Annotated in this window: 13 protein-coding genes; 8 read left to right on the top strand and 5 right to left on the bottom strand. The window is 57.6% G+C overall.

What is annotated here, in order from left to right:
- Positions 1–67: 67 nt before the first annotated feature.
- The 3 genes from BMY55_RS13905 to BMY55_RS13895 all read left to right on the top strand — a co-directional run bounded on the left by BMY55_RS13905 (position 68) and on the right by BMY55_RS13895 (position 3698).
- Positions 68–1213, top strand: coding sequence for a phosphoserine transaminase (locus BMY55_RS13905; RefSeq protein ID WP_091431501.1), 1146 nt, complete (start codon positions 68–70; stop codon positions 1211–1213).
- Positions 1214–1278: 65 nt separating this feature from the next.
- A complete protein-coding gene (serA, locus tag BMY55_RS13900; RefSeq protein WP_091432646.1) occupies positions 1279–2871 on the top strand; it encodes a phosphoglycerate dehydrogenase in 1593 nt (530 codons plus the stop codon).
- Positions 2872–2960: 89 nt separating this feature from the next.
- Positions 2961–3698 carry a metallophosphoesterase gene (locus BMY55_RS13895; protein ID WP_091431499.1) on the top strand — a complete coding sequence of 246 codons (738 nt, stop codon included), beginning with the start codon at positions 2961–2963 and terminating at the stop codon, positions 3696–3698.
- A gap of 7 nt (positions 3699–3705) precedes the next feature.
- Here BMY55_RS13895 and BMY55_RS13890 read toward each other — a convergent pair whose 3' ends face one another.
- Positions 3706–3981 (bottom strand): DUF1467 family protein, encoded by a 276-nt coding sequence (locus BMY55_RS13890; RefSeq protein WP_091431497.1) that lies wholly within the window; start codon positions 3979–3981, stop codon positions 3706–3708.
- Positions 3981–4385, bottom strand: a complete 405-nt coding sequence (mce, locus tag BMY55_RS13885) for a methylmalonyl-CoA epimerase (RefSeq protein ID WP_091431496.1) — start codon at positions 4383–4385, stop codon at positions 3981–3983. Before mce ends, BMY55_RS13890 begins: the two co-directional genes overlap by 1 nt.
- Positions 4386–4545: 160 nt before the next feature.
- On the opposite strand from mce, the gene BMY55_RS13880 reads away from it, so the two are divergent.
- Complete coding sequence (locus BMY55_RS13880; protein WP_091431494.1) at positions 4546–5265, top strand: response regulator transcription factor; 720 nt, start codon at positions 4546–4548, stop codon at positions 5263–5265.
- Between the two features lie 465 nt (positions 5266–5730).
- Here BMY55_RS13880 and aspS read toward each other — a convergent pair whose 3' ends face one another.
- Complete coding sequence (aspS, locus tag BMY55_RS13875) at positions 5731–7698, bottom strand: aspartate--tRNA ligase (RefSeq protein WP_091432643.1); 1968 nt, start codon at positions 7696–7698, stop codon at positions 5731–5733.
- A gap of 207 nt (positions 7699–7905) precedes the next feature.
- Here aspS and BMY55_RS13870 point away from each other — a divergent pair, with 207 nt between their 5' ends.
- The 4 genes from BMY55_RS13870 (at position 7906) to BMY55_RS13855 (ending at position 13532) form a co-directional block, all read left to right on the top strand.
- Positions 7906–9180: a glycosyltransferase family 87 protein gene (locus tag BMY55_RS13870; protein ID WP_091431492.1), complete on the top strand. Its 1275-nt coding sequence runs from the start codon at positions 7906–7908 to the stop codon at positions 9178–9180.
- A 115-nt stretch (positions 9181–9295) separates the two neighbouring features.
- Positions 9296–12526 carry a carbamoyl-phosphate synthase large subunit gene (gene carB / locus BMY55_RS13865; protein ID WP_091432641.1) on the top strand — a complete coding sequence of 1077 codons (3231 nt, stop codon included), beginning with the start codon at positions 9296–9298 and terminating at the stop codon, positions 12524–12526.
- Between the two features lie 85 nt (positions 12527–12611).
- Complete coding sequence (locus tag BMY55_RS13860; RefSeq protein WP_091431491.1) at positions 12612–12911, top strand: hypothetical protein; 300 nt, start codon at positions 12612–12614, stop codon at positions 12909–12911.
- 51 nt (positions 12912–12962) lie between these two features.
- Entirely contained in the window at positions 12963–13532 is a 570-nt protein-coding gene (locus tag BMY55_RS13855; RefSeq protein ID WP_091431489.1) for a hypothetical protein, read from the top strand.
- On the opposite strand, the gene rimO is transcribed toward BMY55_RS13855, so the two are convergent.
- Complete coding sequence (rimO, locus tag BMY55_RS13850) at positions 13516–14904, bottom strand: 30S ribosomal protein S12 methylthiotransferase RimO (RefSeq protein WP_091432638.1); 1389 nt, start codon at positions 14902–14904, stop codon at positions 13516–13518. The two genes, BMY55_RS13855 and rimO, sit on opposite strands and share 17 nt — an antisense overlap.
- A 112-nt stretch (positions 14905–15016) precedes the next feature.
- Positions 15017–15589 (bottom strand): GcrA family cell cycle regulator, encoded by a 573-nt coding sequence (locus tag BMY55_RS13845; protein ID WP_091431487.1) that lies wholly within the window; start codon positions 15587–15589, stop codon positions 15017–15019.
- Between the last annotated feature and the right edge of the window lie 46 nt (positions 15590–15635).

Genomic DNA, 15635 nt, shown 5'->3' with positions numbered 1-15635 from the left:
TTTCCCCCCTTAGTCCGATCCGTGGGACACCCCTCCCCAACGAGGGGCTTATATCTGGAAGGGTATCATGACTGATATTGCTCAACCGGCGACGCGGCCGGCCAATCCGCGCTTTTCATCTGGCCCCTGCGCCAAACCCCCCACATGGACACTGGATGCCTTGTCGGACGCCGCCCTTGGCCGTTCGCATCGCGCGACTGTCGGCAAGGACAAACTGAAAGCCGCCATCGAAGGCACGCGCGAGGTTCTGGGCATCCCCGCCGATTACAAGATCGGGATCGTGCCTGCCTCGGACACCGGAGCAGTGGAAATGGCGCTGTGGTCGCTTCTGGGCGCGCGCGGGGTCGAGGTGCTGGCTTGGGAAAGTTTCGGCGCGGGTTGGGTTACGGATGTGACCAAACAGTTGAAACTGGAGGCTGTTGCCAAGACTGCCGATTACGGTGAGTTGCCTGACCTGACTTCGGTCGATTTCACGAATGATGTCGTGTTCACATGGAACGGCACCACCTCAGGGGTGCGGGTTCCGAATGGTGACTGGATCCCGACAGACCGCGAGGGGCTGACCATTTGCGACGCGACTTCCGCTGCGTTCGCAATGGACCTGCCGTGGGACAAGCTGGATGTGACCACGTTTAGCTGGCAGAAAGTTCTGGGCGGCGAGGCGGCACATGGCATGCTGATCCTGTCCCCGCGCGCAGTGGAGCGTTTGGAAAGCTATACCCCCGCATGGCCGCTGCCGAAGATTTTCCGCCTGACCAAGGGCGGCAAGCTGATCGAGGGCATCTTTACCGGCGCGACCATCAACACACCGTCCATGCTGGCGGTCGAGGATTATTTGTTCGCGCTGGATTGGGCGCGCTCGGTTGGCGGGCTTGCGGGTTTGATCCATCGTGCGGATGCAAACACCAAGGCGATCGCGGATTTTGTCGAGATGCGGGATTGGATCGACTTCCTGGCCCATGACCGGGCGACGCTGTCGAACACCTCGGTCTGCCTGAAGTTCACCGATGACCGCATCAAGGACGGAGCGGCTTTTGCCAAGTCCGTTGCGAAACGGTTGGAAGCAGAAGGTGTGGCGCTGGATGTCGGTGCCTATCGTGATGCCCCTCCCGGCCTGCGCATCTGGTGTGGTGGCACGGTTGAGACGTCAGATGTCGACGCCTTGATGCCGTGGCTCGACTGGGCCTTCAACGCCGAGATTGCAGCCCAATAAGATACCCGCCCGGCGCACCGATGCGCGGGGCTTCCCCCTACATCTTTGTGAAAAGGACCAGACAGATGGCCCCCAAAGTACTCGTCTCCGACAAGCTGTCGGAAACCGCCGTTCAGATTTTCCGTGATCGCGGCATCGATGTTGATTTCGAACCTGCGCTGGGCAAAGACAAGGACGCTTTGCTTGCTCGCATCGGCGACTATGACGGTCTTGCCATCCGGTCGGCGACCAAGGTGACTGACAAGATCCTTGAAGCTGCCACCAACCTGAAAGTCGTTGGTCGCGCCGGGATTGGCACCGACAATGTGGACAAGGTTGCAGCCTCCAAGAAGGGCGTGATCGTGATGAATACGCCGTTTGGCAACATGATCACAACCGCCGAACACGCCATCGCGATGATGTTCGCGGTGGCCCGTCAGATCCCCGAAGCGTCCGCCTCGACCCATGCGGGCAAGTGGGAAAAGTCCAAGTTCATGGGGGTCGAGTTGACCAACAAGACGCTGGGCGTGATCGGGGCTGGCAACATTGGCGGTATCGTTTGTGACCGCGCGCTGGGCCTGAAAATGAAGGTCATCGCGTATGATCCGTTCTTGTCCGAGAAGAAGGCCGACAAGATGGGCGTTGAAAAGGTCGAGTTGGACGAGCTTCTGCGCCGTGCGGATTTCATCACCCTGCATGTTCCGCTGATCGACCAGACCCGCAACATCCTGAGCCGCGAGAACCTTGAAAAGACCAAGAAGGGCGTTCGCATCATCAACTGCGCCCGTGGTGGCCTGGTGGACGAGGAAGCTCTGGCCGACCTGCTGAAATCGGGTCACGTGGCGGGCGCGGCCTTCGATGTGTTCGCTGTGGAACCCGCAACCGAGAACCCTCTGTTTGGTCTGCCCAACGTGGTCTGCACCCCGCACCTTGGGGCTGCAACAACCGAGGCGCAGGAAAACGTGGCACTTCAGGTGGCCGAGCAGATGTCGGATTACCTGCTGACCGGGGCCGTGCAGAACGCGCTCAACATGCCCTCAGTCACCGCCGAGGAAGCCAAGGTCATGGGACCGTGGATCAAACTGGCCGAGCATCTGGGTGCATTTGTCGGGCAATTGACCGAGGGGCCGATCAAGGCGGTGAACATCCTTTATGACGGTGTCGCATCCGAGATGAACCTGAAGGCACTGGATTGTGCCGTGCTTTCGGGGCTGATGAAGCCTGTTCTGCCGGATGTTAACATGGTGTCTGCCCCCATTGTGGCCGCTGATCGCGGCATCAAGACCTCGACCACCACGCAGGCAAAAGGTGGGGCGTTCGATGGGTATATCAAGCTGACCGTGGTCACGGAAAAGCGCGAGCGGTCTATCGCGGGCACGGTGTTCTCGGATGGCAAGCCGCGTTTCATCCAGATCAAAGGCATCAATATCGACGCCGAGATCGGTAGCCATATGCTGTATACCACCAACAACGATATGCCGGGCATCATCGGCACCTTGGGGGCGACGATGGGTCAACAGGGTGTCAACATCGCCAACTTTACTTTGGGTCGGAAAAACACTGGCGGCGATGCGATTGCCTTGCTTTACCTGGACGAAGCCATTCCGCAAACGGCTTTGGAAAGCCTGCTGGCGACAGGGATGTTCCAATCGGTCAAGCCGCTCGCCTTCGACATCTAACGGCAGTGAAAAACGGAAAGCCTCGGCCAAGCGCCGGGGCTTTTCATTTCTGGCCTGCCCGTTACTGTCTGCGCAAACAGGAGAGACCCATGCGCGCCTATGCGATCGGAGATATTCATGGACAGCTTGATCTGCTCAGGGCAGCTCATGCGCTGATCGACGAAGATCGCCAGCGGACAGGTGATGCGGACGCGCCTATTGTCCATATCGGCGATCTGGTGGACCGTGGCCCTGACAGTGCGGGCGTGATCGCGTATCTGATTGACGGACTGGCGCAAGGGAAAAACTGGATCGTCCTGAAGGGCAACCATGACCGGATGATGGAGATGTTTTTGCGCGACCACCCTATGGTCGATACGCAGCTATTGATCGACTATAATTGGCTGCACCCCGGCATTGGTGGGATCGAGACCTTGGGCAGCTATGGGGTCGAGGTGCCGGATGGCATTCGCACTTATCAGCTTCACCCCAAGGCGCGCGTTGCGGTGCCCGATGCGCACCGCCAGTTTCTAGCTCAACTGTCTGCTCTGTATCGCTATGGCGATCTGTGCTTCGTCCATGCGGGTATTCGCCCCGGTGTGTCGCTTGAGGATCAGACCGAGGATGATCTGTGTTGGATTCGCGGCGCATTTCATGCCTCAACTGCCGATCACGGTCCACTGATCATCCACGGTCACACCCCGGTGGACGAGGTGACGCATTACGGAAACCGTGTGAATATCGACACCGGGGCAGGGCACGGTAAAGCCCTGTCAGCCGTGGTGATCGAGCGGCGCGAGGTCTGGTTGCTGACCCCTGATGGCCGGGTGCCGGTGGCGCGTGCCTGAACGCGCGCTAGTTTGTGTCCTCCAACCGATTGAACCAGTCGATATCCTCGACCGAAATCCAGCCGGACAGGATGATTCCCGCGACAATAGCCCAAACCACTGTGCCGATGATCGTCACAATAATCATGGTGCGCGCCAGTTTGAAATTTGCGGGCGCACCGGCATGGGTGCCACGCACCACCTCGCCTTCGTCGCCTTGTGTGCGCAGACCTATGGGCAGAACAACAAACATGGTCAGGAACCAGATAACCACGTAAAGGACGATGGCGGCGGTGATGGACATCAGACCTGCTCCAGTTCGACCAGTGCGCCGTTGAAATCCTTGGGATGCAGGAACAGGACCGGCTTGCCATGGGCGCCGATTTTCGGCTCTCCGGTGCCAAGAACACGCGCGCCGGCCGCTTGCAGCCTGTCGCGGGCTGCAATGATGTCCTCCACCTCGTAACAAATGTGATGGATGCCGCCCGACGGGTTCTTTTCAAGAAACCCCGTGATGGGTGAGTTCTCACCCAGCGGATAAAGCAGTTCGATCTTGGTGTTGGGCAGGGTGATGAAGACAACGGTGACGCCGTGGTCTGGTTCGTCCTGCGGGGCACCAACATCGGCGCCCAGCGTATCGCGGTATTGCGCGGCGGCGGCGTCAAGGTCTGGCACCGCGATGGCCACGTGATTGAGACGTCCGATCATGTCTTCTCTCCCTTAGTAATCTCGGGTTGGTTATGCCGGGCTTGCCGCGTTCGGGCAAGTGCTGCGGTGCCGCATATGAAGAAAGCGACGCCGCGTTTGCAGGCTTAACCGGTTGTTAGGCAGTTCTCGCGCAGGCTGATCCCAGGAAAGGAGAACGCTGATGAGCGATGATCTTGAACAATTCATGATGGGACACCCCCCGACACCCGAGCGCCCGTTGCAAGGGTTGACCGTGCTTGTGGTCGAAGACAGCCGGTTTGCGTCCGAGGCTATTCGATTGCTGAGCCTGCGGTCAGGCGCGCGCATTCGACGGGCCGACAGCCTGCGTGCCGCGCATCGACATTTGCGGGTTTATCGTCCGTCGATTGTGATTATTGATATGGGTCTGCCGGATGGCTGCGGGGCGGATCTGATCGCACAATTGGCCGCTAATCCTCTGCGTGTCCCCGTTCTTCTGGGGATGAGCGGTGATGAAACCACCCGCGACCAGGCGTTGCAGGCTGGTGCTGACGGGTTTTTGGCCAAGCCCGTCGAGAGTCTGGCCGTGTTCCAGCAAAGCATCCTGTCGGTGCTGCCACCTGCCGAAGGCCCGGTCGCGCCGCGCGCCCTGCCGCAAGACATCATCGCGCCGGACCAGATCGCGCTTCAGGACGATCTTTGCCACGCCGCTACATTGATGCGGGAAGGTGCGGATGGTCCGATGCAGGACTACATTGCCCAGTTTCTGGGGGGCCTTGCGCGCAGTGCCCATGACAATACGCTGGAGGTCGCCGCGACGGGGCTGGCGCAGGCTCGCGCGGCCGGTCGCGGAACCGTTGCGGATCTGGCGCGTGTGCAAGGGCTTGTGCAGGATCGCCTGGCACATCGGCGCGCGCTTTAAGCGATGATTTGACCTGGTCACTTACGCTCAGACAGGTGACGTAGCGGCAGCCCGCATTGCCCAGAAAATACCTTCGCCGTGCACGAAATTGGCCGGGCAAGACCTCATTTCCGCCCAATTCTGATGACAGAAAAAGCATCAGACGGGGTGAACAAAGTGTTAAGACGAGGGTTGTATTATGAGAAGCCTGATTAAACGTTTCGCTGATGAAGAGTTCGGCAATGCTGTGATCGACTGGACTGTTTTGGTCTCTGGCGCGGCCATGTTGGCTACGGCGCTGGTTTTGACTGTCGCCTGATCGCGACCTCGGAAGGACGACACAATAGATGATATGATCGAGACCCGTCCGGTAATCGGTTAATTGATAAGAGTGCGATTTCAGCGAGCTGCCGCTGAAACAACAAGGGTGCGTGTTAATCACACGCACCCTTTCCTGTTACGCAGGACGACGGGCGCCCGCCTGTATTATTCCTGCGGAATGACGCGCAGATGCAGTTCACGCAGCTGTTCATTCTGTGGTTCACTTGGTGCGTTCATCATCAGATCTTCGGCGCGTTGATTCATCGGGAACATCACCACCTCGCGGATGTTGTCCTGATCGGCCAGCAGCATTACGATACGGTCCACACCAGCGGCACAACCACCGTGAGGGGGCGCGCCATATTGGAACGCGTTGACCATGCCGCCGAACCGCTTGCGCACTTCATCCTCGCCATAGCCTGCCAGTTCAAACGCTTTGAACATGATCTCGGGCTTGTGGTTCCGGATCGCGCCCGACACCAACTCATAGCCGTTGCAGGCCAGGTCATACTGATACCCGCGCACCGCGAGGGGGTCGCCCTCCAACGCCTCCATCCCGCCTTGCGGCATCGAAAACGGATTGTGGTCGAAATCCAGCTTGCCGGTTTCATCGTCCATCTGGAAGATGGGGAAATCGACGATCCATGCGAAAGCAAAACGGTCTTTGTCGGTCAGTCCCAACTCGTCGCCGATCACGGTGCGGGCACGACCCGCGACAGCCTCGAACGCCTTGGGTTTGCCGCCAAGGAAGAAGGCCGCGTCGCCGACGCCAACGCCCAGTTGTTGGCGGATTGCCTCGGTCCGTTCGGGGCCGATGTTCTTGGCCAAGGGGCCAGCGGCTTCCCATTCGGAGAAATATGCTTGGGTGAGGAAACGGACGCGATCGAAGTTCTTTTCAGCGATTGCTTTAGCAATTTCCAGAGCACCTAAAGTGTTTTGTAGTTCTTCAAGCTGCTTCTGAAGTCGCGTCTGTTCATTAAGATCATCGTCGGTCAAGCCCATGAGAGCAGCGACAACCGGGCTCATCTGTTCATCAACTTTATCTCCACGCTTCCGCCAGAAGATATAGCCCATGCCAGGCAGACCCTGTTCCTGCGCGAACTTGTTCATCCGGTCGCAGAACTTGCGCGACCCGCCGGTTGGCGCAGGAATGGCGCGGATCTCGGTGCCGTCCTGTTCCAGCAATTTCGCAAAGATCGCAAAACCCGAGCCGCGGAAATGCTCGGACACGATCTGCATCTTGATCGGGTTGCGCAGGTCCGGCTTGTCGGTGCCATACCAAAGGGCCGCGTCCTTGTAAGAAATCTGCGGCCAGTCCTGATCGACCTTGCGTCCGCCGCCAAATTCTTCGAACACGCCTTTCAGCACTGGCTGGATCGTGTCGAACACATCCTGTTGGGTGACGAAGGACATTTCCATATCCAATTGATAGAAATCGGTCGGCGACCGGTCGGCCCGCGGGTCTTCATCTCGGAAACACGGCGCGATTTGGAAATACTTGTCAAAGCCCGCCACCATCATCAGCTGTTTGAACTGCTGCGGCGCCTGCGGCAACGCATAGAACTTGCCCGGATGCAGGCGCGACGGCACAAGGAAATCGCGCGCACCTTCGGGGCTGGAGGCCGTGATGATCGGAGTTTGATACTCGCGGAAATCCTGTTCCCACATCCGCTTGCGCATCGAGGCGACAACGTCCGAACGCAGTTTCATGTTTTCCTGCATCACCTCGCGGCGCAGGTCGAGGAAGCGGTATTTCAGCCGCGTTTCTTCCGGGTATTCCTGATCGCCGAACACCATCAGAGGCAGCTCTTCCGAGGCGCCCAGAATTTCGAGGTCACGCACGAACACCTCGATTTCGCCAGTCGGGATCTTGTCGTTCACCAGATCGGCGTCGCGGGCTTTCACGTTGCCGTCAATACGGATGCACCATTCCGACCGCACCTTCTCCATCTCGGCGAAGACGGGGCTGTCGGGGTCGCACAGGACTTGCGTGATGCCGTAATGATCGCGGAGGTCGATGAACAGGATGCCGCCGTGATCGCGGACCCGATGGACCCAACCAGACAGGCGAACCGTGTCGCCAACATTCGATTTGTTCAGTTCAGCGCAAGTATGGCTGCGAAAAGCGTGCATGGGTGCCCCCGTCGAGCGGTTCATATGTATCGCGCCGATACACCTGCCTTGGCGGGTAAAGTCAAGCCGAAGCGGAGATTTCCATAGTAAAAGTCCTCGCAACAGAAGAAACCGACTTGCTCCAAGAGGTGCTGAGACTAAAACTGTCGACACGGACATGCCACAGGTTTGTGGCAAGACGTCCGGTGTAAACATGGGCATGCGTGAATGAATACAGTACAAGCCGGACGTTCTAATGATCAGGCACGAATGAGAATTGCGATCATAATCGTTCTGACGATCAGCGTGTTGGTCTTCGCAAATGGTAGTAACGCACCCATTGATCTCGCATCTCTATATATTGCGGCGTCATTCTATGATGACGGTTTGTATCACTTGATCTATCCGCTTGATGGGGACTTCTTTTGGAATGATATCCCGATTGAATGGCAGGAACGAGCGGCGTTGTCTTCCGATGGGATATCAATTGTCACCCCTTATGTTTATCCACCAATCTGGGTCGCAATACTTGCACCTGTCACCAAATTCGTCAGCTTCGACATTTTTGCGCGGGTGGTGTTGGTGATAAATGTCGGATCATTCATCGGTATGATTTGGCTGGGTTTCAGGATGCTGAAGCCCCGTCGCGTCTTGGCGACTGTCTGGGTTGCAGTGTCTGCGTTGCTGCTGTTGATAACCAGCGTTTCCCATTTGTCTCTTAGTCTTGGGCAGCCGCAAATTTTTGTAACATTTTTGATCATGTTGGCGTTTTGTAACCTGATCGAAAATAAACCGGCTGGCGCAGGTGGCTGGCTGGCGTTGGCTGCTGCGATCAAGGTAGCTCCCGCCTTGCTGGCGATTATCTTTTTGATGGAGCGCAATTGGCGTGCTCTCCTGTGGTTCGGAGTTTTAGGGGGAATGCTGGGGGGGCTGTCCATCTTGATGACGGGCTGGCCGCTTCACGCCGAGTTTCTGGACAAACTCCGAGAGCTTGAAGGAACCATTTTGGTCAGCGGCATCAATCTGGGAATGGATTTGCCACTCTTGCTGCTTTGGCAGGCTTATAATGGAACGCTTTCTCTGGAAACGCTCAGAATCGATCTGTGGCCCGAACCAAAATGGATACTTTGGTCCGTCCGTGCGACGTTCCTTTCAGGACTGATTGTCTGCTTCTTTGTCAGTCGCAACTTAGAAGCCCATAAGCGAGTCTGGGCGCGGCTTTTGACCACTTCGTTGGTGTTGTTGTTCACAAGCCCGTTGGGGTGGTTGCATTACCTGATCTTGCCGATGATGCTGCTGCCAGGAATTCTGGAGTTCTCATCCCGTCGATTGGGAATTTTAACGATAGCGGCCGTTGCGGTCGGATATTCCTTACCGCTTTATTTCGTTCTTTCCGAGCAAAGCACCACGTTTGTGCTGCAAGTCTTTCTACATTTTATCCTGGCTGTTTTACTGTTCACATCAATTTTGATTGTTTGCGTAAGACAAAGTCAGCGAAGCTAGGCGCAAATCATCGCCATTCGGGGCTTGCGCTAAGTGCCCCCATCTCTATAACCCACGACAATTTGCGCACGGGTGAGAATCCCGATCGCGATCCAGTCTGCTGATGGGGGTCATTATGCCAAAAAGAACCGATATCAACTCAATCATGATCATCGGCGCGGGGCCTATCATCATCGGGCAAGCCTGCGAGTTTGATTATTCGGGCGCTCAGGCATGTAAAGCGCTGCGCGAGGAAGGGTATCGGGTCATCCTTGTGAACTCGAACCCGGCGACGATCATGACCGATCCGGACATGGCGGATGCGACCTATATCGAACCGATCACCGCAGATGTTGTCACCAAGATCATCGAGAAAGAACGCCCCGATGCGCTGCTGCCGACGATGGGTGGTCAGACCGGTTTGAACACGGCGTTGGAGCTGGACGATCTGGGTGTGCTGGATAAATACAATGTCGAATTGATCGGCGCGAAACGTCACGCCATTGAAATGGCCGAGGACCGCAAGTTGTTTCGCGAAGCGATGGACCGACTGGGCATCGAAAACCCGAAAGCTACCATTGCCAACACAATGCAGGAATGTCTGGACGCGATTGATTATGTCGGACTGCCCGCAATCATTCGCCCCGCTTTCACGCTTGGTGGCACCGGTGGGGGCGTGGCGTATAACCGCGAGGAATACGAGCATTATTGCCGCACCGGTCTGGACGCTTCGCCCGTCAGCCAGATTCTGATCGACGAAAGCCTGCTGGGCTGGAAAGAGTTCGAGATGGAGGTGGTGCGCGACACCGCTGACAACGCCATCATCGTCTGTTCCATCGAAAACGTGGACCCGATGGGGGTGCATACGGGCGATTCGATCACCGTCGCGCCTGCGCTGACATTGACTGACAAGGAATATCAGTTGATGCGCACGCATTCGATCAATGTACTGCGCGAGATTGGCGTGGAAACCGGCGGCTCGAACGTGCAATGGGCGGTGAACCCGGAAGACGGTCGCATGGTGGTGATCGAGATGAACCCGCGCGTGTCTCGGTCCTCCGCTTTGGCGTCCAAAGCCACCGGTTTCCCGATTGCCAAGATCGCGGCGAAACTGGCGGTGGGCTATACGCTGGACGAGCTGGACAACGACATCACCAAGGTCACGCCCGCGTCCTTTGAACCGACCATCGACTATGTCGTCACCAAAATCCCGCGCTTTGCCTTTGAGAAGTTTCCCGGTGCCAAGCCCGAACTGACCACCGCGATGAAATCGGTGGGCGAGGTCATGTCAATCGGCCGCACCATTCACGAAAGCCTGCAAAAGGCGCTGGCCTCGATGGAAACCGGCCTGACCGGATTTGACGAGATTGACATCCCCGGGGCACCGGATCAGGCTGCGATCATCAAGGCGATTTCCGAACAGCGCCCCGACCGTATTCTGAAAATCGCGCAGGCCATGCGGTTCGGCATGTCGAACGAGGATATTCAGGCCTGCACGGCGTATGACCCATGGTTCCTGGCCCGTATCCGCGAAATCATTGAGACCGAGGCCGCCATCAAGGAAAGCGGCCTGCCGTCGGACCAGGCCGGTCTGCGCAAGCTCAAGATGATGGGCTTCACCGATGCGCGCCTGGCCAAGTTGACGGGCTTCAAGGAAAGCGATGTGCGTAACGCGCGCCGCAAGGTGGGTGTGACCGCCGTGTTCAAACGCATCGACACGTGTGCTGCCGAATTTGAAGCCCAGACCCCCTATATGTATTCGACCTACGAAGCCCCCATGATGGGCGAGGTCGAATGCGAGGCACGCCCGTCCGACCGTAAGAAGGTGGTCATTCTGGGTGGCGGTCCAAACCGGATCGGGCAGGGGATCGAGTTTGATTATTGCTGCTGCCACGCCTGTTTTGCGCTGACCGACGCGGGCTATGAGACCATCATGATCAACTGCAACCCGGAAACCGTGTCGACCGATTATGACACGTCGGACCGGCTGTATTTCGAACCGCTGACCTTCGAACACGTGATGGAGATTCTGACCAAAGAGCTGGAAAACGGCACGCTGCACGGTGTGATCGTTCAGTTCGGTGGGCAGACCCCCCTGAAACTGGCCAACGCGCTGGAGGCCGAGGGCATCCCGATCCTTGGCACCACGCCGGACGCCATCGACCTGGCCGAAGACCGCGAACGGTTTCAGGCGCTGGTCAACCAGTTGGATCTGAAACAGCCGAAGAACGGTATTGCGTCGACCGACGCCGAAGCGCTGGCAATCGCAGAAGACATCGGCTTCCCGCTGGTGATCCGTCCCTCCTATGTGCTGGGTGGTCGTGCAATGGAAATCGTGCGCGACATGGCCCAATTGGAACGCTACATCGCCGAGGCCGTCGTGGTGTCGGGTGACAGCCCGGTGTTGCTGGACAGCTATCTGTCCGGTGCGGTCGAAGTGGACGTGGATGCCCTGTGCGATGGCGAAAACGTGCATGTCGCAGGCATCATGCAGCATATCGAAGAAGCAGGCGTGCATTCCGGCGACAGCGCTTGTTCGTTGCCGCCCTATTCGCTCAGCGCCGAGATCATTCTCGGGCTGCGTGAACAGTCCAAGGCGCTGGCGCTGGCGCTGAACGTGGTTGGTTTGATGAACGTGCAGTTCGCCGTGAAAGATGACGAGATCTATCTGATCGAAGTGAACCCACGCGCCTCGCGCACCGTGCCTTTCGTGGCCAAGGCGGTTCTGTCCCCCATTGCGTCCATCGCGGCGCGTGTCATGGCGGGCGAGAAGCTGGATGCGTTCGATCTGGTGGACCCCGAGATTGACAGCTATGCCGTTAAGGAAGCCGTGTTGCCGTTCGCCCGTTTCCCCGGTGTGGATACGTTGCTTGGCCCGGAAATGCGTTCGACCGGCGAAGTGATGGGGGCGGACAAGGATTTCGCCATGGCGTTCCTGAAGGCCCAGCTTGGGGCAGGGTCCATGCTGCCGACTGAAGGCAACGTGTTTTTGTCGATCAAGGAAGGTGACAAGACCGAGCAATTGGTCGAAACTGCCAAGCTTTTAAAAGATCAGGGTTTTACCATTCTCGCCACCCGCGGCACTGCATCTTTCCTGTCTGAAAATGGCGTGGAAACCGAGAAGGTCGCCAAAGTGTATGAGCCGGGCCGAAATATCGTCGACCGTATGAAGGACGGCGAGGTTCATCTGGTTATGAACACGACCGAAGGCACCCAATCGGTGAATGACAGTCGCGAAATGCGCAATGTCGCCCTGATGGACAAGATCCCGTATTTCACCACGCTTGCCGCCAGCCATGCTGCCGCGCGCGCCATGAAGGCCCGGACTGAGCGCGAGATCGAAGTCAGACCGCTTCAGGGCGCGTGACCCGCTGAAACTGGGGGCGGCAAGGAACTGCCGCACCGCGTTTCAACCTGTGATATACTCAGGGAAATCCAGAAGGAGACCCCTGATGAAACCACTCTTGCCCCTGATCGCCCTTGGCCTGTTGACCGCCTGCGAAACCAAGACCGTGTATTCTCCGCCCGCAACTGACTTGCCCCTGTTCGGCGATGGCTACCGCGCCGACGGCGACCAATGCCGCCGCGTGGGCGAAAGCGCGGCCACCGTCGAATACCTTGACCACACCGCCGACCTTGTTGCCTGCCCGGAAGACTATGAAGGGTTGGGCGTGTTCATGACCGAAACTGGCGGCACCGAAGTCGCCCGAATTGATGGCTGGGTGTTGTTCAGTGTGAGTAGGGAGGGGTAGATAATAATAACCTGAAGCAAATACACTCTCAATTTTTTGAAAAGATAAATTTTGGAAAAATACAAAGTACGGATCGAAGCCGAGCGGTTCATTCACAATGATCTATCTAATTGTGCAAACTGGTACGCTACTCAGGTTGAGAAGAAATTTGAGAGCGAAGATACCACCGCGGTGGCGCTCGATATGATGAGCGCCCTTATTTTCACTGCATTTTCGATTGAAGCAAAAATCAATTTTGTAGGCTGGAAGTTGTTGGAAGAAGGTTGGCCAGAACGAGCAAACTTAAAGAGTAAAATCAAATTGTTGGCTAAGATTCTTGAAATGGAGGTCAATTGGGGAGAGCGTCCATTTCAGACTATTTATCAGTTAAAGAAGTTTCGTGACACTATTGCTCACGGCAAACCCGAAATCATTGATGTGACCAAAGTTGTGGATGTTGAACCTGAGGTTTGGGCTACATTGAAAGGTCAGTGGGAAGCGTCCGTAAACAAACAGTTTGTCGTCCAGTGCCGCGAAGATGAAAAAGATATCTGGGAAATGTTACTCGGAGCTGCTGGGATTGAAGCCCATAAAACGCTCACCCGTGGCGGTCATTATCTTACGGTTATTCCGAACGACTAAGCCGCCCCCACAAATCATACTCGCCCGCCTCATCAACCTCGACTTGAACGATCTCACCCACCTTCAAACCTTCGGTGCCTTCGTCGATAAACAGGTTTCCATCAATCTCGGGGGCGTCGGCTTTGGTGCGGCAGGTGGCGATGCCGTCTGCGTCGATGTCGTCGACGATCACGTCGATGGTTTGGCCGACCTTTGCGGCCAGTTTGGCTTCGGAAATCGCCTGCGCTTTTTCCATGAAGCGATCCCAGCGGTCTTGTTTGACCTCGGCGGGAACGTGGTCTGGAAGGTCGTTTGACCGCGCGCCGTCGACGTTTTCATATTGAAAGCAGCCGACGCGATCCAGTTGCGCTTCGTCCATCCAATCCAGCAGGGTCTGGAATTCAGCCTCGGTTTCGCCGGGATAGCCGACGATGAAGGTGGACCGCAGGGTGATGTCGGGGCAATCCGCGCGCCACGCTGCGATTTCGTCCAGCGTTTTTGATGCCGCCGCAGGGCGGGCCATGCGTTTCAGGGTGTCGGGGTGGGCGTGTTGGAACGGGATGTCCAGATAGGGTAGGATCAGCCCGTCCGCCATCAGCGGGATCAACTGGCGCACATGCGGATAAGGATAGACATAGTGCAGCCTGACCCACGCCCCGAGCGCCCCAAGATCGCGCGCCAGGTCGGTGATATGGGCGCGGTGGCCCCGATCCTCGGCATGTTTGATGTCGAGGCCGTAGGCCGAGGTATCCTGAGAAATCACCAGCAGTTCTTTCACGCCGGCCTCGACCAGCTTTTCCGCCTCGCGGATCACCGCATGGGCGGGACGGCTGGCGAGTTTGCCGCGCATGTCTGGAATGATGCAGAACTTGCACTTGTGATTGCAGCCCTCGGAAATTTTCAGATAGCTGTAATGGCGCGGGGTCAACGATACGCCGGTCGCGGGCAGCAGGTCCACAAACGGATCGGGGCTGGGCGGCACGGCGCCGTGCACGGCATCCAGAACCTGTTCATACTGGTGCGGGCCTGTGACGGCCAGAACGCTGGGATGGGCGCCGCGGATATAGTCTTCTTCCGCGCCCAGACAGCCGGTGACAATGACACGGCCGTTTTCGTTCAACGCCTCACCAATGGCCTCAAGGCTTTCCGCTTTGGCCGAATCCAGAAAGCCGCATGTGTTCACGATCACCGCATCCGCGCCGGTATAATCCGGGCTGATCGCATAGCCTTCGGCGCGCAGCCGCGTCAGGATGCGTTCGCTGTCGACGAGCGCCTTGGGGCAGCCAAGGCTGACCATGCCGATGGTGGGTTGACCATCGCGTTTCGGCTCGGAAAACCGGGCTTTCGGGGCAAGGTCCGGGCGCAGGTTGGGCGGGTTCACTGGATATGTCATGGCGCGCATATAGCTTGCATGGCGGAACTTGGAAAGCACTACCGCGCCGTGTCGCCATGCAACAAAAAGCGCGCCGGGTTAGGCGCGCTTAAGAAAAGGTATTGAACCCGGCTTACCGTTTGCGGTCGCGGCGCGAGGACATCGGCTGGAACGCTACGCCCACATGCGCCTCGCAATAGGGTTTGCCCTGTTGCACAGTCAGGCCGCAAAACCAGAAATCCTCGGTCGCGGGGTCGCCGATGGGCCATTTGCAGGTCCGCTCGGTCAGCTCCATCAGGTTCAGTTTTTTCGCGCCCTTTTCGACTTCGCGCACCGAGGCCAGCGCCTCGGGGCTGATCTCATTCGCCGAAGGTTGCGGCGGCAGGGGTTGGCCTGCCGGGATGATCTGTTTGCGCGCCGGGATGGGTTTGATATCCGCAGCGGGCTTGGAGGCGGGCTCCGCCTCTTTCTTCGGGGTCGCTTTTTTCGGTGGGGTCTTCGCCTTGGCCGCTGTTTTTGGTGCGGCCTTTTCCTTGGCAGGTGCTTTCGACCCACCACCGGACCGGTTCGACAGGCCAAGGCGATGCACCTTGCCGATCACGGCATTGCGGGTAACGCCACCAAGTTCTTTTGCGATGACCGAGGCGGATTGCCCCTCGCCCCACATCTTTTTCAGGATTTCAACGCGCTCGTCGGTCCAGGACATATTTCTTCCCGTTCTTGGGGTCGGGACGCGGAGTTACCCAAACGGC

Source organism: Aliiroseovarius sediminilitoris (genome assembly GCF_900109955.1).
Classification (GTDB): domain Bacteria; phylum Pseudomonadota; class Alphaproteobacteria; order Rhodobacterales; family Rhodobacteraceae; genus Aliiroseovarius; species Aliiroseovarius sediminilitoris.
Note: the sequence above shows the minus strand (reverse complement) of the source record. Positions and strands in the feature narration are given on the sequence as shown.